The sequence below is a fragment of the Deinococcus proteolyticus MRP genome (assembly GCF_000190555.1).
In the GTDB taxonomy this organism is placed as follows: Bacteria; Deinococcota; Deinococci; order Deinococcales; family Deinococcaceae; genus Deinococcus; species Deinococcus proteolyticus.
The window spans coordinates 310828-328734 of the sequence record NC_015161.1 but is presented as its reverse complement, the minus strand read 5'-3'; the positions used below and the strand labels follow the sequence as shown (position 1 = coordinate 328734).

Here is a 17907-nt window from a genome sequence, read left to right as displayed (position 1 = left end):
GCGGTTGCTGCTCTGCGGCGGCAACCATGGGGAGGCCCGTGAACAGGACTCACCCGGTTCGCAGGAACACTTTATTTCTGCGGATACACCTTCAGCTCGGTGATGTGGGCCCGCGCCGGGCGGGTCAGGGCGTGGGCCACCGTCTTGGCCAGGCCACGGGCGTCAATCAGTTCTTCCCACTCGTAGCCGGCCTCACGCAGTTCCAGGGTGTCGATGGGGCCCATCGGGTGAATCACGCAGCCCAGGATGCCGCGGCCCTTCAGCTCGGTGTGCAGGCTGTGCACATAGCTGGTCATGGCGGCGCGGCTGGCCTGATAGAGCGCTGCGCCTTCGCCGCGCGACTCGCGGGGGGCGCTCACGGCCACGATGACGCCGTCTTCCTGTTCCAGCATGTGCGGCAGCGCACCCTGAATGGCGTGAAAAAGGCTCTGCATATTGGCCGCGAACAGCCGCTCGTAGTCGGCAGGGCCGGCGTCCAGCGCGGGCTGGGGGCTGAACATGCCGCCGGTGTGCACCAGAGCGTCCACTTCCACGGTACGCAGGCGCTCCACGCTGGCAGCGTCGCTGAGGTCCAGGTCGAACACTTCGGTGGCGGGAAAGCGGTCAGCGGCGCGGGCGAGGTCTTCGCCCTGACCGACCAGCACCAGCTGCGCGCCCGCGTCTTCCAGTTCCTGCGCAATGGCGGTCGCAACCGGCGTGCCGGCTCCGGTGAGCATGATGGTCGAGGAGCTGAGGTTTGCCATGCCTTCAGGGTAGCGCCTGCACCGCCCGGGCGGGAAAAGGCGGCAAGGTTTGCTGAAGCCCTGCGGCCCCCCCCCTGCCTGCTGGGAGCCGCAGGGCTGCGCCCGTGCTCTAGACTGCAGCCATGCATGACCCAAAGGACCTCGACGATTACCTGGCGGGGTTGGGTATCAGTGACGCTGACGACGACACCTCTTCTCCCAACCTCCTCGCCGCTGCGCCGGCGGCCGCCCCGGCTCCCAGTTTCGGAGCGCTGAGCTCCGCCCCCAGCCCCGGCCACTTGCCGGCCGCCCAGGACCCCCAGACTGTGCTGGAACACTTTCTGCGTGGGGTGGCCCGGCGCTTCGACCCCGGCCTGACCGTGCGCGTGACCCGCGACGGCGACCACCTCAGCGGGGAAATCAGCGGCGAGAACGTGGGCCGCCTGATCGGCCGCGAGGGCCACGTGATCGAAGCGCTCGATACCCTGGCCTACGCCGTGGTCGCCAAGCACGTGCAGGGCGGCGAACACCTGCGGGTCCGCATCGACGTGGGTGGCTACCGCAGCCGCCACTTTCAGATGCTGCAGCAGATTGCAGGCCGGGTGGCCGCGGCGGTGGCCAGCTCCGGCGAGAGTCACACCTTCCAGCCGATGAACCCCGCCGACCGCCGCATCATCCACATGACTCTCAAGGACAACCCGCATGTGGTTACGCAGTCGGTGGGCGAAGGCAACGGCCGGCGCCTGGTGGTTAAACCTGCACCCGCCCGCTAAGTCCTCTGGGGGGGCCTCTGGGGGCGCTGCCGCCTCCAGCCTGCGCGAGTGGCAGAGCCGGGCGGCGGTGCGGCTGGAGGCGGCGGGCGTGCCCTCGGCGCATAGCGACGCGGAAGCGCTGCTGGAGGCGGGCACCGGCCTGGGGCGGACCGCCCGGCTGCTGCGGGCGCAGGAGGCACTGCACCCGGAAACCCGGCAGCGGCTGGACGCCCTGCTGGCCCGCCGGCTGGCGCGTGAGCCGCTGCAGTATCTGCTGGGCGAGGTGGAATGGGGCGGCGTACGGCTTCGCTGCGACCCCCGCGCCCTGATTCCGCGCCCCGAAACCGAGTGGCTGCTGCATCTGGCACTGCACGACCCGGCCACGGCGCGGGCGGTGCAGGTGGCCGACATCGGCACCGGCACCGGCGCACTGGCGCTGGGCTGGAAGGCCGCCCGCCCCCAGACCAGGGTGACCGCCACCGACCTCAGTGCGGACGCCCTGGCTCTGGCGCGTGAGAATGCCGCGCTCAACGGCCTGGACGTAAGCTTTTATCAGGGCGACCTGCTGGCCCCACTCACCGGGCAAACCTTCGGCCTGATCCTGAGCAACCCACCCTATCTGCCCGACCAGGACCGGGGCACCCTGGCCCCGGAGGTGGACCATGACCCGGCGCTGGCCCTGTACGGCGGCCCCGACGGACTGACCCTGGCGCGGCGGCTGGCCGCCCAGGCTCCGGCCCGGCTGGCCGCCGGCGGCGTGCTGTGGCTGGAGCTGGACGGGCGCAACGCTCCCGCCTTCGCCGCCGAGCTGGCAGGTCAGGGCTGGCAGGCCGCAGTTCACGCGGACCTGACCGGGCGACAGCGCTTCGTGCGGGCGGTGAGGGCTGAGGGTCAAGGCCTGAAGGTCAAGGGCTGAGGCTTCCCCGCGACGCTCTACCTCCTAGACCTGCTTACACCTGCCGCAGCAGGTTCACCGTTTCCACCATCGCCAGCACGGCTTCAGCGCCCTTGTTGCCCGCCTTGATACCGGCGCGGTTCATGGCCTGTTCGACCGTGTCGGTGGTCAGTACGCCGAAAGCCACCGGCACGCCGGTATGCAGGCTGGTGTTCAGGATGCCGTTGGCCGCGCCGCCCGCGACGAAGTCGTAGTGGTCGGTGTCGCCTTTGATGACGGCGCCCAGGCACACCACGGCGTCATAGCGGCCGCTCTCGGCCAGGCGGCGGGCAATCAGCGGCACCTCGTAGGAGCCGGGCGCCAGGTAGTGGTCCAGGTCTTCGCTGCGGCCACCATGCTGCACGAAGGCCAGCTCGGCCCCCTCCACCAGCCGGTCCACGATGAAGTGGTTCCAGCGCGTGCTGACAATGGCGAATTTGAGGCCCTCGGCAATCAGGTTGGCTTCGATGCGGTTCATGGGGGGCATTGTAGAGGGTCGGGGCAGAAAGCACGGACGGCCGCGCCTTCTTTTCCCTTTGCGGCTGCGGCAAAGGGAAGCGTGCCCGCTACTCTCAAATCTCCTGCAGGGGAATGGCCGCCAGCCACTCCGGAACCTCGTCCGGGGCGTAGGTGTCGAAATGCACGCGGGTCAGGGCCACCAGCGGGTAACCGTTCAGCTCCTGCGGGTCGCTCTCGGGGCTGCGGCGGTCGATGATGCAGGCGATGGCCGCACACTTGCCCCCGGCAGCTTCGGCGGCCTGTACCGCTTTCATCACGCTGCCGCCGGTGGTCAGCACATCCTCGATGGCGATAAAGGGCTCGCCGGCGTCCAGGCTAAAGGCTTCGCGGATTTTCATGCCGCCCTGACCGTCTTTCTCGGCGAAGATAGAACGCACGCCCAGCGCCCGGGCCACCTCGTAGGCCGGGACCACGCCGCCCATCGCCGGGCCGACGGTCAGATTGGCCTCGATGCTGCGCCCGCGCAGCCGCGCCGCCAGCCCCTGCGCCAGCTGCGCCGTGTACTGCGGGTACTGGGTCAGCGTAGTGCTCTGCAGAAACTTGGGCGAGTGGCGGCCCGAGGCGAGCAGAAAGTGGCCTTCATGAAACGCCCCGGCCTCGCGGTACAGGGCCAGGACATCGAGTTCAGCGCTGTTGGTCATGGGCTCAGTGTAACGGCTGCCCAGGCCTGGAGCCGGGAGGCTGTGCCATCCTGAAGTCCTATGAATCACGCCTATGTGGACGCCAGCTGGCGTGAGGAAGAGGCAGGGCAAGAGGCAGGGCGCGGCCAGGCCCAGGGAGGATGGGGCCTGGTGCTGCTGGACGGCGGCGAGTTGCCCCGGCGCATCGGCGGGCAGCTGCAGGCCCCCGACAACAACGCCGCCGAGATGCGGGCAGTGCTGGAAGCGGTCCGCAGTGCCCCCGCCGGGCAGCCACTGAACATCTATTCCGACAACTGGGCGGTGCTGAACGCCGCCCGCAAGGCCAAAGGCCCGGCCAGCCTGTGGCCGCTGCGCGACGAGGTGCTGGAACTGGCTCTGGCACGGAATATCGCGCTGCAACTGTCCTACGCGCCGCGTACCCGCCGGCATATGCGCGCCGCCCACGACCTGGCCAACGCGGCGCGGCTGGGCCAGCACAGCGGCCCGCTGACCGCCCAGCACGCCGAAGTGAGCCTGGACCTGCGTGAAGGCAGCACCCTGGCCCGTATCCTGCTGCGCCGCAGCGGTGAGCGCGTCACCGCCGAGGTGCCGCTGGACCCGCTGGACCCGCTGCCGCCCTCGGCGCAGGCGCTGCTGGCCGCCGTGGCTCTGGCCCGGGGCGGCGAAACCCTGCGCGTACGCCGTGCGTCCAAGCTGGCCCGCGCCCTGTGGAACAATCCACTACGCTCGATTTTGCCGGGCGCCCAGGCCCAGCTGCTGGCCGCCCGCGCTCAGGCTGACGGGGCGGGCGTGGTGGTGGAATTCGAGTAGGAGGTGGCGTTCAAGAGGCCGGCCGTGGCCGCAAAGGGCGCAGCAAGCGCCGACTCTCCCGCTGCGCCCACCCTCCGCACCTGCCCGTCAGCCCTGCCGGCCCTTCTCAATCACATAGGTCAGGCCGCCGCTGTGCCCCAGCCAGAGCCGCTCGAACTGGGCGCGGGGATAGGTGCGGCGCACGCCCGCGTTGGTGGGTGCAGCGGGGTCGTTCAAGACCGGGTTGCCCTGCGCGTCGAAGCCGACCAGCACCATCAGGTGCCCGGTGCTGCTGGGCAGCGGCGCGCCGCTCAGCTCGCCCCGGCCCCAGCCCAGGCTCACGGCCAGCGGCTGCCCCCGCGCAATGAATTCCTCAGCGGCGGCCAGGCTGGGCAGGCGGGTGATATAGGCGCTGTAGCCCAGCTCGCCAGCATAAGCGGCATTGAAGGCCCAGTTGCCGGTGCCCTCATACACGCGGTCATAGGTGCCTTTGGCCGCCGCAGGTACAGTCACGTCAGTACCGAGGTAGGCCAGAATCATGCTCACACTGGTGGGGCTGCACCACACGTCTCCCCCGTCCGGGTACAGCATCTGCGAGCGCTGCGGCACGTTGATGACGCGGTTCCAGAGGGCTGGGTTGCCAGCCTGCACCCCCGACCTGGCCTGCCGGGAGCGGTCAGTGGTGGTCAGCGACACCAGCCGGGCGCGGGTGCCCTCGCCAATCAGCGACAGGTGGTACTGCACCGCTGTCGCCTTGCCCTTGAGGCGCAGCACATCGGTCAGCACTTCGCCGTGCGCGTCCTTTTGTGCTTTGAGCGAGTAGCGGTCCCCGCTGCGGCTCCAGCGCCCAAAGGAATACCAGTCGGTCCAGCCCGAAGCCAGCCGGGCGCGCACCTTGAGCACCGCGTAGCCGCCTGGGGTCTGCACATTCCAGCTGGGCACCAACTCGTCAAAAGGAGCGGTCGGCAGCTCCGGGCTGGTGTACATGCCGCGCTCGCCCTCGGCCACCAGGGTGTCGCCCTCCAGCCGCAGTGAGTTGAGGGTCCCGGCCTGCCAGTCGGCCGCCGTGCGGTGCAGCACTGTCTGGCCCACAGTGTGGGCCTGGGCGTCCGCATAGACGATGACTTCTGCCTGCGCGGTAGGCAGGGTCAGGCCCAGCGCGAGGCCGAGCAGCAAGGTTCCATGAGCCAGAGGTCGCATGGGGTCCAGTGTGCCAGCCAGGGGCGGGGGGTTGATGAGGAGTTCACCAGACACTCATGCAGCGTGGCCCCTCAGCCCCCCAGCTGGTCGAGCACTGCCCAGGCGAGCGCCTGCCGCCAGGTGACCCAGTTGTGCCCAGCGGGAAGCTCGCGGTAGCTGTGCTGCACGCCCCCGTCGGCCAGGGCGGCGGCCATGCGGCGGTTGGGGGCCGTCAGCCACTCCAGCAGCCCGGTGTCCAGGCTGACCCGCAGGTGGCGGGGCGGGGCCGCTTCCAGCCGCTCCCGCAGCCATTCGCCGGCGTCCAGCACGTCTACCTTGCCTTCCGGGGTGCGCGCACCGGGCCGGGCGATAAATGCCCCGCTGTGGCTGACCACCCGGCGGAACAGCTCCGGCTGCTGGCTGCCCAGATACAGCGAAATCAGTCCGCCGAGGCTGGCGCCCCACAGCCCGCGCTCGCTGGCCTGCACGGGCGCGCCCCACTCGGCCAGCTCGCCTTCCACACGCGGTATGACCTCGTCTCGCAGGAACGGCAGGTAGTCGGGATTCAGGTAGTATTCGGCGTTGCGGTCGTTCGGCTCCACGAACACGAACGCGGCGGGGCGGGCCTGCCCGGCGGCCACGGCCCGCTCCATGGCCTCGGCCAGCCGCCCGATCCGGTAAAAGGCCACACCGTCCTGCACGTAGTACACCGGCAGCGCCTGCCCCGGCTGATACCCACGCGGCAGATACAGGGTCGCCCGCCGCCGCCCGGCAAAGACCACGCCGTCCCAGGCCAGGCGGTGCACGGTACCCATTTCGGGTGCCGGGCCTCGCCAGAGGGGATGCTCGGCCCACTCGCCCACCTGCACGGCGCGGGCCGCACTGAACCAGGGGTTCACCGTAGGCAGGCCCTCCGGGTCGGGGAACGGCTGCCCGGCCACGTCCAGCCAGGCGTATTCCAGCCAGGCTCCCGCCGGCACGGTCAGGGTCACCGGCTCACCCGGCTGCACCGCCAGCGCCGGGCGGCGGTCCCAGTCGGTGGGGTCACCGATCAGGGCAGCAGCTCCAGCAGGGGGAATCAGGGTGACTTGGCGGCCAACGGTGCGGGCAGGCATAGGCCCGATTGTAGGGCAGGGGGTGGGACTACCACGGCCCCTGCAGGTTCAGAGGCTGTCCGGAAAACCCGGAAGGTAGACACGCCTCCCCCGTTTTATGCAAGCAACGCGGGAAGACGCAGATGCGCTTGGACTCCCCACCTCATTTCCCAGATGTCTAGTCCGCGAAGCCGCCGTACTCGTCGCGCAGCTCCCGCTTCAGCACCTTGCCGGTGGCGCCCAGTGGCAGCTGCTCCACAATCACGGTGTCGTCAGGCAGCCACCACTTGGGGAAGCGTTCCTGAATGGCCTCCATCAGCTCGGCGTGGGTGGCCTGCATGCCGGGACGCAGCTGCACCAGCGCCAGCGGGCGCTCGTCCCACTTGGGGTCATGACGGGCAATCACGGCCGCCATCGCCACGGCGGGATGGCCCATCAGCGCATTTTCCAGCTCTACCGAACTGATCCACTCCCCGCCCGACTTCACCAGGTCCTTGGCACGGTCCTGAATGGTCATGTACCCCTGCGGGTCGATGGTGGAAATGTCGCCGGTATCGAACCAGCGCAGGCCGTCCACTTCCACGAACGAATTCTCGCCCACGCCGCCGTAGTAGGCCCCGGTCACCCAGGGACCGCGCACCAGCAGGCGGCCCATCGTTCGGCCGTCGTGCGGCACCGGCTCGCCGCTTTCCGACAGCAGCATCAGGTTGACCAGCGGCACAGCGCGGCCCTGGGTGGCCCGCAGCGCGTAGCCGGCGTCGCTGCACGGGTCCAGGCCGGGGGGGATGTTGCTGGCGGTGCCCAGCGGGTGGGTTTCGGTCATTCCCCAGGCGTGAATCACGTTCAGGCCGTGGCGCTCCTGGTAGGCGCGAATCATGCTTTCGGGCGCGGCGGCCCCACCGACGATGACCCGCTCCTGCGGGCTGAGGTCGTACGGCTCGCCGGCTGCCTGGGCACGGTCCAGCTCGGCCAGCAGGCCCAGCCAGATGGTGGGGACCCCGGCGCTGGCCGTGACCCCCTCGGCCTGCATCAGCCGGGCCAGGTTGGGGCCGTCGTTGAACATGCCCGAGTACACCTGCGACGCCCCGAACATCGCCGCCGCGTAGGGAATGCCCCAGGCGTTGACGTGGAACATCGGCACCACCGGCAGGATGCGGTCGCGCTCGGACATGTTCAGGCCGTCTTTGCTGGCGATTCCGAAGCAGTGCAGCACTGTGGAGCGGTGGGTGTACACGACGGCTTTGGGCTGCCCGGTGGTGCCGGAGGTGTAGCACATACCGGCGGCTTCGCGCTCGTCCAGCTCCGGGTAGCGCTCCAGCGGCGACTGCTCCATGACCCAACGGTCGTAATCGTGGACTTTGGGGTGCTCCAGCGGCTGGGGGAGCGGCCCCATGACCAGCACCTGTTCTACAGCGGGGCAGTGTTCCAGCAGCGCCGGAATCATCGCGGCGAACAGGTTCTCAATCAGCACCACGCGGCTGCCGGCGTCGTTCAGAATCCAGGCAATCTGCTGCGGATGCAGCCGGATGTTCACGGTATGCAGCACGAAACCGCCGCTGGGCACGCCCAGGTAGGCTTCCAGGTGGCGGAAGGAGTTCACGCCCAGGGTGGCGACCCGGTCGCCCCGGCCCAGGCCCAGAGCCGTGAGGCCCCCGGCCAGCCGGCGTGCCCGCTCGGCCACCTCGCCGTAGGTGGTGCGGTGAACTTGCGGCACGGGGCTGCCCTGCTCATCTTTCCCCCCCGGCAGCAGGCTGACCACCTCACGCTCCGGGAAATAGGTCCGAACCCGCTCCAAAATGGCGGGGATGGTCAACTGGACATCCATCATGGTGCCCTGGATGGAACTTGGGAACGGTGGGGTTGGGGTAGTCATAACAGGCGGCCTCCTTGAAAGAAAGGGTGGAGCAGACAGGTTACAGATTATGAAGGGAAATAAATTATGGCATAGCCGGTTACAGGTGTAGCCCTGTGCCGGGCTGTCGCCCTACAAGTGGCACACCTGCCCCCATTCATCCGGCCCCTTGCGTTCTATCTACCGGCCAGCATTCAGGGCTCCCCTGGCTGCTGCGCCATACGGGTCAGCCACAGTTCCAGAATCTGCACCGCTGCGGCCTCATCGAGGTCCTCGGCACCCAGGGCACGGGCACGCTGGGTGGTAAAGCGCTCGTCTTGGTACTCCACCCGGTAGCCTTTTTCCTCCAGCACCCGCCCGAAGGACCGCACCCGGTCAGCAGCCGGGCTGTGCGCGCCGTCGGTCCTCAGCGGTAGCCCCAGCACCAGCACCTCGGCGCCGGTGTCCTCTACTTTCAGGCGTACAGCTTTGAGGTCCAGCGGCAGGCGCCGGCGCTCCACACTGCCGCGCCCAAAGGCCAGCCGGCCCTGACTGACCGCAAAGCCGATGCGGCGCTTGCTGACATCCAGCGCCAGGGCCGGCCCAGGAACAGGTGCAGGAGCAGAGGCAGGCACAGAGACGGAGGCAGCGGCGGGAGACGGGGGCGAGGAGGCATCCGGGGACATGCGGCCCATTGTAGGGAGTGGGAAGCAGGGGCCGGGGGGGGCCGGGAGCGCTAGTCTGAACCCATGACCCAACTGGTGTTGACCCGCGACCAGGCGGGGGTGCGGACCCTCAGCCTGAACAACCCCGACCGCCTGAACGCCCTGACCGCCGCCCTCGCCGGGCAGCTGCTGAGCGCCCTGCAGGCCGCCGCCAGCGACCCTGCCGTGCGCGCAGTGGTCCTGACCGGCGAGGGCCGGGGTTTTTGCGCGGGGCAGGACCTGACCGAAGTGGCCGGTCCACTCCTCCAGGGTCAGGGGCTGGACCTGCACAGCCACCTGGAGCAGCACTACCGGCCGGTGATTGAAGCGATTCGCGGTATGGACAAGCCCGTGATTGCCGCTGTCAACGGAGTCGCAGCCGGTGCCGGTGCCAGCCTGGCCCTGGCCTGCGACCTGCGTGTGAGCAGCGAGGACGCCCAGTGGGTGCAGATTTTCTCCAACATCGCGCTGATTCCCGACGCGGGCAGCACCTGGTTCCTGCCCCGGCTGGTGGGCTTCGGGCGGGCCTTCGAGCTGATGAGCCTGGCCGAGAAACTGAGTGCCCGGCAGGCCCTGGAGCTGGGGCTGTGCCAGCAAGTGTTCAGCGCAGACGACTTTGCCGCGCAGGCCCAGGCCTACGCCGAGCGCTTTGCTGAGCGCCCTGCCCTGGCCTTGGCCCTGACCAAGCGGGCGCTGAACGCCGCGCTGACCGGCACGCTGGCCGACTCGCTGACCCTGGAAGCCGAGTTGCAGCAGCAGGCCGGCGAGAGCGCCGATTTCCGCGAGGGCGTGCAGGCCTTTATGGAAAAGCGGCCCCCCAACTGGAACCGCTGAGGCGCCGGCCGCGGCAAAAAGGAAAAGGGCGGCTCTCCTCCGGGAAGACGCCGCCTTTTTTGCTGTGTTCTTCGCCTTGAGCAGGCTGAATGCCCGCTGACTAAGGCCGGCTGGTAGGCTCGCCCGGCAAAGGCGGCAGCGGGCCCAGTTGCAGCAACCGCGAGTGCTCCTGACGGCGGCTGTCTTCAATCAGGTCGGCCAGCGTGGTGCTGCCCAGCACGTCGCGCAGGGCCTGGTCCACCCGCTGCCACAGGTCCAGGGTGCCGCAGACATTCTTGCCGTCGCAGACATGGTTTTCCTCTACACACTCCACCGGGGCGATGCTGCCTTCAAGCGCCGTAACCACGTCGTAGGCGGAAATCTGGTCGGCGGGGCGGGCCAGCCGGTAGCCGCCGTAGGCCCCACGCACGCTCTTGATGAACCCGGCGCGGCGCAGGTTGGAGGCGATCTGCTCCAGATAGTGCTGGCTGAGGTCCTGGCGCTCGGCCACGTCTTTGAGCGGTACGGCCCGGCCCTCTCCGGGCGTTCCCCCCCCGCGCCCGATCTCGATCAGGGCGCGCAGCCCGTACTGTGCTTTGGTGGATACCCACATGCTCACCACTATATCTGCAATGCCGTACGGGAAATACGGGATTACAGCCAAAGGCGCAGCAGCGTCTGTCCCACCCGCCCGCCCGTCCGTCGCTGGGACCACCTCAGCTCCCGCCTCCTGTGTTCTGCCCCCCTCTACACTGTCCCCCATGCTTTCCCTGTCCCCCAACTTCTCCCCTGCGGACGTGCTGCGGCGGCTGCGGGCGCTGGAATTGCCGCACCTCGCCCTGCTGGAATCGCTGGGGCCGGTCACGCCGAATGGCCGCTACACCTTTCTGAGCGCTGCGCCGACCCATATTCAGGACCACCTACCTGAAAGGCCCGCTGGAGACGGCTTTTTCCCCGCGTACCTGGGCGGGCTGCATTACGAGGCGGCGAGTGAATTCGGCCTGAGCACGCACGCGCCGCAGGCTGGCGCGAACTGGTGGGGCTACTACCCGTCGGGGCTGGTGTGGGACAGGGAAGCAGGCACGCTGGTGCTGGTGGGCGAAGCGCATCTGGACTGGGACACGGTGCTGAGCGCCGAACCCGCTGCGCTGGAGCCGCTGCGCCTGGGCAAGCTGAGCGCCGACGACCTCGACTATGTGGCAGGCGTGGGGGCCATTCAGGAACTGATTCGGGCGGGCGAGGTGTATCAGGTGAACCTCTCGCGTGGGGTTAGCGCCGAGGCGACAGGCGACCCGCTGGAAGCCTATTTGCGGCTGCGGGAGCTGAACCCTAGCCCATTCATGGCGTACTTGGAAACAGTGGACAGCGTGGTGGTATCAAACAGCCCGGAGCGGCTGGCCGACTGGGACGGGGCGCAGAACCGCATTTCGGCGCGGCCCATTGCGGGGACACGGCGGCGCGGCGACACCCCCGCCGAGGACGCGGCGCTGGAAGCTGAGCTGCGCTCCAGCCCCAAGGAGCAGGCCGAGCACACCATGCTGGTGGATTTGGTGCGGCACGACCTGGGACGGGTGGCCGCCGCTGGCACGGTGCGGGTGCCCGACCTGATGCTGGTGGAGCGCTACAGCCATGTGATGCACCTGGTCTCGGAAGTGGTGGCCGAGCCGATGAAGGGCCTGACCGTGCACGACCTGCTGGCGGCCACTTTTCCCGGCGGCACCATCACAGGTGCGCCTAAGGAGCGGGTGATGGAAGCCATTCACGCGCTGGAGCCGTACCCGCGCCGCTGGTACACGGGGGCGGTGGGGCGCATCTGCGGCGGCGGGGCGGACTTCAATATCCTGATAAGAACAGCCGATTTTCAGCGGATGGTAACCCCTCCCCTCGCTGACGCGAGGCCCTCCCCTGGAAGGAGAGGGGAAAAAATATCTCCCCTCACGGATGCGGGGCCTTCCTCCGAAAACGGCGGGCAAAGGCATTGGCGCGTCACGGTGCGGGCGGGGGGCGGCAGCGTGATTGACTCCGACCCTGCCGCCGAGGCCGAGGAAACCGTTCACAAGGCGCAGGCCCTGCTGAATGTGCTGGCGGGCTGGCCGGGCCGACCCGCGCAGCCGCCCGCGCTGCCGGTGCCTGGGCAGGACTGGCGGCCCCCGGCTGCGCCCACGCAAACGCCGCTGCGGGTGCTGCTGCTGGACAACCGCGATTCATTTACCCACAACTTGCGGCATGACCTGCTGGCGCTGGGCGCGGCAGTGGAGGTCCGCAGTCAGGATGAGGACGCCGCCGACCTGCTGGCGCTGGGGCCTGACGCGGTACTCGTCGGCCCTGGCCCGGGCACGCCGCAGACGAGCGGCTGCACGCTGGCGCTCACGCGGCTGGCGCTGGAACGGCGTATTCCACTGCTGGGCGTGTGCCTGGGCCATCAGGCGCTGGGCGAGGTGCTGGGCGGGCGAGTGGTGCGCGGGCAGCCGGTCCACGGCAGGCCCGAGGCGATGCAACATACCGGCGCGGGCCTCTGGGCGGGCATTCCGCAGCGGGCCGAGTTCGGGCGCTACCACTCGCTGGTGGTGGAGGGGTTGGATGACGCACTCGTGACTGCCAGAAGCGGCAGCGTGCATGGGCAAGGCGGCGTGGTGCAGGCCCTGGAGGTGCCGGAAACTCCCGCCTGGGCGGTGCAGTTTCACCCCGAAAGCGTGCTGAGTCCCTGGGGGCGGGTGCTGCTGGGCAACTGGCTGCGGCTGGCGCAGCGCGCCGCCCAGGAGCCAGAGCAGCCCGCCGAGGGCCAAAAAGATGTTGTCTCTTAGCCCACTTCCCACTGCCCTTCGTCACCCCGCCGCGCTGCACGGCGCTTCCGCCTTTACCACCATCCGCACCCGCCGGGGCCAGCCGCTGCTGTGGCCTCAGCATCTGGCGCGGCTCTCGGCAACGGCGACGCTGCTGGGCTTGCCTGTCCCGCATGGGACTGAGCCGCCCAAGCTAGAGCCGCTGCCCTGGGGCCTCCTGCGCCTGACCCTGACCGAAAGCGGGCTGTACTGGAGCCACGCCGCGCTGGACGCTGGCCCCAAACCCTTAGCGGGCGTGAGCGTGGCGCTGACCTCCTGGCAGGTCCATCCGCAACTGGCCGCGCACAAGACCGGCAACTATCTGCCCTACCGCCTGGCCGGGGCTGGGGCGCAGGCCGCAGGTGCATTTGAAGGCTGGCTGCGGCTGGGAGATACGCTCGCAGACGGCAGCCGCACCGCCCCACTGCTGGAGCTGGGCGGAGAGCTGGTCGTGCCTGCGGGTGGCCTGCCCAGCGTCACGCGGGCGCACCATCTGGCGGGCAAAACGTTCACCGAGCGGCCTGTGGCCCTGGCCGAGCTGCCCCACATCTCCCGTGTCTGGATTTGCGGCAGCGGGGTGGGCGTCATCCCCGTGCGTGAGCTGCGGCTGGAGGATGGGAAGCGGGTGGAACTAGAAGCGCAGTGGCCGCCAGAAGTGGATGCGGTGACGGGGTGGCCGGGGTAGCGACTTCAGGCCACCTGCAACCCGCTATTCAGCTTGCCACACGTCACCGCGCACCCGCGCATAGTTCGTGTCCAGTTCCGGCCCCAGCCGCACCAGTTCGGCCAGCCTGCGGGCCATGCGGCTCACCTCGCGGGCCTCGTCCAGCGTCAGCGCTCGCCCCAGCACCCCGAATTCGCGGTAGCTGAGCCATTTCTTGACCACCTGATAGCCGCCGATGGTGTATTCCCACACGCTCAGCGGCACGTTTTCCCAGACCCAGCCGTCATTGAGCGACACGTCCAGCACGCGCCCGCCCAACTCGCTCGGCAAGTCCGACGCCGCCCGCTCCTGCACGCGCCCGCGCCCCGGCATCACCACACTGCCGCGCTGCAAGTTGCCCCAGCCCGCCCGCACCTCGTAGCCCTGCGCCGCTGCTGCCGCCGCATCCACCTTTTTCAGCCGTCCCACCGCGCCCAGTTCGGGGGCTGTTTCCGCGTGCGGGTCATCGAGCAATTCGGCCACCCGCGCCCCCAGCCGCGCCGACGCCTGCAAAGCCTCCAGCGTGGCAGGTAGCGGAATACGCGGCCAGTCCGCCGCCACGCCCGCCGCGTTCTCGGTCAGGTACGCCGCGCTGAAGCCCACCGCCAAAGCGTGATGCCACAGCAGCGCCGCCGCTTGGGGTGAAGAATCGGGGTCGGGTGCGCCGAGAGCAGACAAATATTGATAGCGGCGTAAGTTGGCGTCCATAAGCTGACGGGGCAGGTGAATATAGCGGACCCGCTGCCAGGCGGTGACAAGCCTCTTTTTCAGCGCTCTGATGGAGTGGGCACAAAAGTTCCCCAACACATTGCGCTTGACGTAGGCCCACACCAACTCGATCGGGTTCAACTCTGGAGCATACGGAGGCAGAAAGATCAGAGAGAGGCGTTCGTGGGAACCCACGAACGCCTGGGTTACTTTCGCGTGATGAATTTTCGCATTGTCCAGCACCACGACGATGTTCCCCTGAACTTGGCGCAGGATGTGCCCAAAGAATCGGATGACCTCTCCACTGCGGATCGCTCCGGATGTTGTGTGCTGGAAGAATCGTCCATCTGAAGTGATCGCCCCAATCGTCGAAAGCTTCTCCCAGTTCGCTCTGAGCGTGACCAGGGGCGTCACGCCCCTGGGGGACCACGTTCGCCTTCGCACGCCTTTCAACGAGAATCCGACCTCATCCAGATAGATGATTGTGGCTCCCTCAGCGACCTTTTTTTTCCAACTCCGGGAGCACCTGTTCCCGCCAGGATGCAATCCGAAGTTCGCTCCGCTCAGCAGCCCGCCCATCTGGCATCTGTGGGCTGAACCTCAACTTTCGTAGGATTTTACGGACGTGATCATGGTGGTACCACACCTCGAAGTGCCGCCCGATCAGCTCTGCCACACGTTTTGTCGTCCAAGTTTCGTCAGGAAACCCATGCTGCAGAGCACCCTCCCGCAGGAGGGTGCGAAGCTGGTCGTGCTGAGACTCAGTCAGCCGAGCAGGACGACCAGAGCTGACCGTCGCTTGCAAGCTTCCCTTCTTTCTGAGCCGAGCACTCCAAGAAGTCACCGTGAGCACGGAGACGCCGAAGTGAGCAGCGATTTCGCGGTGTGTGTGGCTGCCTTGCTGCAGCCACTCGGTAGCAGCCATACGCCGCTCCTCAAGTTGGGCACGAGAATATTGGTTCGGTTGCCATTCCACGGTCCCTAGAGTTTAGCAGCGCATACTTACGCCGCTATCAATAAGTGCGTGCGAGGAGCGAAAGGTTGGCGCGGGTAGAGGTTGGAGCATCAGAAAAAAGCCCGCCCTGAGAAGTAATTTCCGAGCGCCAAAGAATCGGGATTCCTGCTGCATCCGGTGCAAGCATATGGTCATCAAAAAGGTGACGGGTCATGAAAAATGGTACGCCCTCGTCACTTTTCGCCGCTGAAACGCGAGTGACGAAGAACGCATTACCTTCCCACGCCTGCTGCTTTAAAGGAGGTCTGGGACGATTCCAGAGCGGATTAATGGGACTGTAAAAGGCCCACTGAACGTCAAAAGGACGCAATGTATAAGGGGTGATGCCAGAAGGGTCAAAGTTGGATTGTTGAGTTACCTTTTCCCGCGTTTGCTTAGGAGCATATCCAGCCGCAGGTTTCGTTAAACCAGTGTCCAGAACTTCAAGCTCTGACCATTGCACAGACGGGTCAAAATAAGCTCTCATTCTGCCCTCTAAATGAGTTTTGTCCACGTCCATCAGACCACCGCCACGCTTCTCCATCAAGCCATAAATGGGCCGTTCCTGAGCCAAATCCACAACTTTAACCCACTGCCCGTACTCGCCGCTTTCTGCAATCGGCTTCAGGCTGTAGCGGTTCTCGGCGGTGGGGTGGGCCAGTTCGTAGGCGGGGCCGCCCGCGCTCAGGCTTTGGCGCAGCGCCTCGGCCTTGCCCGCGCCCCAGAATTCTCGGTAGCTCACGCGCTGCTCTACGCCTGCGCCGAACTTGACCATCAGCGAAATCGCCGTGCCCGTGCGGATGCCTGCGCGGTTGAGCGGCGTGGAAAAGATGCTGGGGTCGGGCAGACCGTCGGGGGTGCGCTTGCCCGTTTCGCGGCTGTCGCCGTTCAGGTTGTCTATGCTCAGCAGGTCGAACTCCCCCAGCAGCTTGCGCCGCATGACCACGAAACTGGGGTCGGACAGGTACGAGTACGGGCTGATAAAGCAGACGATGCCGCGCCCCGTCTGGCCGATTTTGCGCTCGGCCACGCGGAAAAAGCGGACGTACAGGTCGTCCAGATTGAACTTTTTGATGCCCCATTCGCTCACCAGACCTTGCTTGTACTCGTCTATCAGGCCGCCTTCCTCGTCCTGACTGGTGCCGACAAAGGCGCTGTAGGGCGGGTTGCCCAGAATGACCAGAATGGGCTGGTTCTGCTTGACGTGCTGCGCGGCGTCCTGCTCGGCTTGCAGTTCGGGCATATCCAGACGCGGCGGGGCGCTGTGCCAGTTGGTCAGGGCGTTGGTGAGGTAAATGGCGGCGCGTTCCTGGCCTTCCAGCGCGGCCCCACTGCGGGCGAGGCGCTGGCCCATCCGCATGTGGGCAATCACATACGGCGCGGGCATGATTTCAAAGCCGAACAGACGCTGGGTGGCGGCCTTTTTCAGTTCGTCGGCGCTGGCGTCGTCCCAGTCGGGCTGTGCCCTCAGCGTGCGCTCGATACGGCCCAGCGCGGCGGTGAGGTAACTGCCCGTGCCGGTGGCGGGGTCGAGGACGTACACGCTGGGGTCGGCCAGGCCCAGGCTCAGGCCCAAATCCTCGCGCAGCGACTGGTCCACCCGCTCGACCATGTACTCCACCACGTCAGCGGGGGTGTACCACACGCCGAATTGCTTGCGGAGTTCGGGGTCGTAGGCGGCGAGGAACGGCTCGTAGAAATACTGCACGGCGTCCCCCTGAAAGCGGCTGCTGAAGGCTCCCAGGTTCACCCGTTCCAGCGTGGCGGCGGTGCGGTCGAGCAGGTCGGTCAGGTTCAGACTGCGCTGGGCGCTGGGGTTGGCGAGTTGCGAAAAGAGGCCCTGCATGACGGGCAGGTGCAGTTCCCACGCGGCCATGCGCCAGTTGAAGGGCTGCTCGGGGGCTTTTTCGGTGTGCAGCACCCAGCCGCTGAACAGGCCGTACCACAAGGTTTGCACCAGCGTGGCGCGGAAAAAGCGCTCGCCCTGTTCGCCGGTAAAGTTCAGGTCGAGGGCTTCGCTGAGGGCTTTTCTGAGCGGGGCCAGTTCGGAAAGCGGCGCACGCTCCAGCCGGTGCTTGGCTTCGCGGGCATAGCTGGCAAGGAACCACGCCACGCCTTCGGGGGTGGTCAGCGGCGCGTTGGTCAGCAGGGCGCGGGTCAGGAATTCGGCCAGCGGCGCGGCAACGGCGGCCCGCTCGGATTCGTTATTCAGGAGGGCGCGGAAAGCGTCGGCACTGGGGGCCAGTTCCAGACTTTCCAGCGGGCCAGTGTGTCCCTTGCGGTACAGGGCAAACCCGCGCAGGTTGGTGACCAGCACCAGCCCGTACAGGTCGAGGTATTTGGCAACCTGCTGCCCCGTGCCGATGTCGGCCACCGCTTCAGCGGGCGATTTGACCTCCAGCGCCCCGCGACTGGGGAGCTGGCCCTTGAGCGCCTCGGTGTCTTCGCCCCGTTGCAATTGCCCCGCATCGAAAAAGCCCCCGTCAGGAATCCCCGCGCCGAGGTTGGATAGGTGATTGACCGCGTACACTCGCGGCTTGAGGCTGGCCCCAACTGCGTTCAGCAGGTTGAACAGGGCGGGGTAATAGCTGGTTTCCGCCACGCCCGCGCCGGTTGCCTGCACCGCCCGCACTTCGGCAAAGTAAGCGAGGACGGCGGCTTCGGCGGTTTGGGGCTTGGATTTGGCAGCTGGCATAGCTTCA

General features: G+C 67.5%; 15 protein-coding genes and 2 pseudogenes. 6 read left to right on the top strand and 11 right to left on the bottom strand.

Going from position 1 to position 17907, the window contains the following annotated elements; translation table 11 throughout:
* Positions 1 to 71: 71 nt before the first annotated feature.
* Positions 72 to 743, bottom strand: a complete 672-nt coding sequence (locus DEIPR_RS01620; RefSeq protein ID WP_013614089.1) for an SDR family oxidoreductase — start codon at positions 741 to 743, stop codon at positions 72 to 74.
* A gap of 122 nt (positions 744 to 865) precedes the next feature.
* Here DEIPR_RS01620 and DEIPR_RS01615 point away from each other — a divergent pair, with 122 nt between their 5' ends.
* Positions 866 to 1495 carry a Jag family protein gene (locus DEIPR_RS01615; protein WP_013614088.1) on the top strand — a complete coding sequence of 210 codons (630 nt, stop codon included), beginning with the start codon at positions 866 to 868 and terminating at the stop codon, positions 1493 to 1495.
* A gap of 40 nt (positions 1496 to 1535) precedes the next feature.
* On the top strand, positions 1536 to 2390 hold the full coding sequence (gene prmC / locus DEIPR_RS01610; RefSeq protein ID WP_013614087.1) for a peptide chain release factor N(5)-glutamine methyltransferase: 855 nt from the start codon (positions 1536 to 1538) through the stop codon (positions 2388 to 2390).
* Between the two features lie 34 nt (positions 2391 to 2424).
* On the opposite strand, the gene ribH is transcribed toward prmC, so the two are convergent.
* Together ribH and pyrE are read right to left on the bottom strand one after the other, a co-directional pair.
* Complete coding sequence (gene ribH / locus DEIPR_RS01605; RefSeq protein WP_013614086.1) at positions 2425 to 2886, bottom strand: 6,7-dimethyl-8-ribityllumazine synthase; 462 nt, start codon at positions 2884 to 2886, stop codon at positions 2425 to 2427.
* Between the two features lie 94 nt (positions 2887 to 2980).
* Positions 2981 to 3568 (bottom strand): orotate phosphoribosyltransferase, encoded by a 588-nt coding sequence (pyrE, locus tag DEIPR_RS01600; protein WP_013614085.1) that lies wholly within the window; start codon positions 3566 to 3568, stop codon positions 2981 to 2983.
* Between the two features lie 60 nt (positions 3569 to 3628).
* On the opposite strand from pyrE, the gene DEIPR_RS01595 reads away from it, so the two are divergent.
* Complete coding sequence (locus tag DEIPR_RS01595) at positions 3629 to 4378, top strand: RNase H family protein (RefSeq protein WP_013614084.1); 750 nt, start codon at positions 3629 to 3631, stop codon at positions 4376 to 4378.
* Positions 4379 to 4465: 87 nt separating this feature from the next.
* Here the strand turns inward: DEIPR_RS01595 and DEIPR_RS01590 are convergent, their stop codons facing one another.
* The 4 genes from DEIPR_RS01590 to ruvX all read right to left on the bottom strand — a co-directional run bounded on the left by DEIPR_RS01590 (position 4466) and on the right by ruvX (position 9147).
* Positions 4466 to 5557: a peptidase C39 family protein gene (locus DEIPR_RS01590; RefSeq protein WP_013614083.1), complete on the bottom strand. Its 1092-nt coding sequence runs from the start codon at positions 5555 to 5557 to the stop codon at positions 4466 to 4468.
* Positions 5558 to 5628: 71 nt separating this feature from the next.
* Positions 5629 to 6651 carry an alpha/beta hydrolase gene (locus DEIPR_RS01585; protein ID WP_013614082.1) on the bottom strand — a complete coding sequence of 341 codons (1023 nt, stop codon included), beginning with the start codon at positions 6649 to 6651 and terminating at the stop codon, positions 5629 to 5631.
* 157 nt (positions 6652 to 6808) lie between these two features.
* Complete coding sequence (locus tag DEIPR_RS01580) at positions 6809 to 8503, bottom strand: long-chain fatty acid--CoA ligase (protein ID WP_013614081.1); 1695 nt, start codon at positions 8501 to 8503, stop codon at positions 6809 to 6811.
* Positions 8504 to 8676: 173 nt separating this feature from the next.
* Positions 8677 to 9147, bottom strand: a complete 471-nt coding sequence (gene ruvX, locus DEIPR_RS01575) for a Holliday junction resolvase RuvX (protein ID WP_148231753.1) — start codon at positions 9145 to 9147, stop codon at positions 8677 to 8679.
* A gap of 63 nt (positions 9148 to 9210) precedes the next feature.
* On the opposite strand from ruvX, the gene DEIPR_RS01570 reads away from it, so the two are divergent.
* Positions 9211 to 9999 (top strand): enoyl-CoA hydratase-related protein, encoded by a 789-nt coding sequence (locus DEIPR_RS01570; protein WP_013614079.1) that lies wholly within the window; start codon positions 9211 to 9213, stop codon positions 9997 to 9999.
* Between the two features lie 100 nt (positions 10000 to 10099).
* Here the strand turns inward: DEIPR_RS01570 and DEIPR_RS01565 are convergent, their stop codons facing one another.
* Entirely contained in the window at positions 10100 to 10591 is a 492-nt protein-coding gene (locus DEIPR_RS01565; protein ID WP_013614078.1) for an RrF2 family transcriptional regulator, read from the bottom strand.
* 148 nt (positions 10592 to 10739) lie between these two features.
* On the opposite strand from DEIPR_RS01565, the gene DEIPR_RS01560 reads away from it, so the two are divergent.
* A complete protein-coding gene (locus DEIPR_RS01560) occupies positions 10740 to 12782 on the top strand; it encodes an aminodeoxychorismate components I/II (protein WP_013614077.1) in 2043 nt (680 codons plus the stop codon).
* Positions 12769 to 13485, top strand: a complete 717-nt coding sequence (locus DEIPR_RS01555) for an aminotransferase class IV (protein WP_013614076.1) — start codon at positions 12769 to 12771, stop codon at positions 13483 to 13485. The genes DEIPR_RS01560 and DEIPR_RS01555 overlap by 14 nt, the downstream gene beginning before the upstream one ends.
* A gap of 24 nt (positions 13486 to 13509) precedes the next feature.
* Here the strand turns inward: DEIPR_RS01555 and DEIPR_RS14395 are convergent.
* The 3 genes and pseudogenes from DEIPR_RS14395 to DEIPR_RS01540 form a co-directional block, all read right to left on the bottom strand.
* Positions 13510 to 14100, bottom strand: a pseudogene (locus DEIPR_RS14395) (type ISP restriction/modification enzyme); the annotation flags it as partial.
* Between the two features lie 111 nt (positions 14101 to 14211).
* Positions 14212 to 15136, bottom strand: a pseudogene (locus DEIPR_RS14390) (IS630 family transposase); the annotation flags it as partial.
* A gap of 88 nt (positions 15137 to 15224) precedes the next feature.
* Entirely contained in the window at positions 15225 to 17900 is a 2676-nt protein-coding gene (locus DEIPR_RS01540) for a type ISP restriction/modification enzyme (protein ID WP_013614073.1), read from the bottom strand.
* Between the last annotated feature and the right edge of the window lie 7 nt (positions 17901 to 17907).

Coding starts and splice junctions, on each gene's coding strand:
- DEIPR_RS01620 (WP_013614089.1), bottom strand. CDS start 743: ATGGCAAACCTCAGCTCCTCGACCATCATGCTCACCGGAGCCGGCACG.
- DEIPR_RS01615 (WP_013614088.1), top strand. CDS start 866: ATGCATGACCCAAAGGACCTCGACGATTACCTGGCGGGGTTGGGTATC.
- ribH (WP_013614086.1), bottom strand. CDS start 2,886: ATGAACCGCATCGAAGCCAACCTGATTGCCGAGGGCCTCAAATTCGCC.
- pyrE (WP_013614085.1), bottom strand. CDS start 3,568: ATGACCAACAGCGCTGAACTCGATGTCCTGGCCCTGTACCGCGAGGCC.
- DEIPR_RS01595 (WP_013614084.1), top strand. CDS start 3,629: ATGAATCACGCCTATGTGGACGCCAGCTGGCGTGAGGAAGAGGCAGGG.
- DEIPR_RS01590 (WP_013614083.1), bottom strand. CDS start 5,557: ATGCGACCTCTGGCTCATGGAACCTTGCTGCTCGGCCTCGCGCTGGGC.
- DEIPR_RS01585 (WP_013614082.1), bottom strand. CDS start 6,651: ATGCCTGCCCGCACCGTTGGCCGCCAAGTCACCCTGATTCCCCCTGCT.
- DEIPR_RS01580 (WP_013614081.1), bottom strand. CDS start 8,503: ATGACTACCCCAACCCCACCGTTCCCAAGTTCCATCCAGGGCACCATG.
- ruvX (WP_148231753.1), bottom strand. CDS start 9,147: ATGTCCCCGGATGCCTCCTCGCCCCCGTCTCCCGCCGCTGCCTCCGTC.
- DEIPR_RS01570 (WP_013614079.1), top strand. CDS start 9,211: ATGACCCAACTGGTGTTGACCCGCGACCAGGCGGGGGTGCGGACCCTC.
- DEIPR_RS01565 (WP_013614078.1), bottom strand. CDS start 10,591: ATGTGGGTATCCACCAAAGCACAGTACGGGCTGCGCGCCCTGATCGAG.
- DEIPR_RS01560 (WP_013614077.1), top strand. CDS start 10,740: ATGCTTTCCCTGTCCCCCAACTTCTCCCCTGCGGACGTGCTGCGGCGG.
- DEIPR_RS01555 (WP_013614076.1), top strand. CDS start 12,769: ATGTTGTCTCTTAGCCCACTTCCCACTGCCCTTCGTCACCCCGCCGCG.
- DEIPR_RS01540 (WP_013614073.1), bottom strand. CDS start 17,900: ATGCCAGCTGCCAAATCCAAGCCCCAAACCGCCGAAGCCGCCGTCCTC.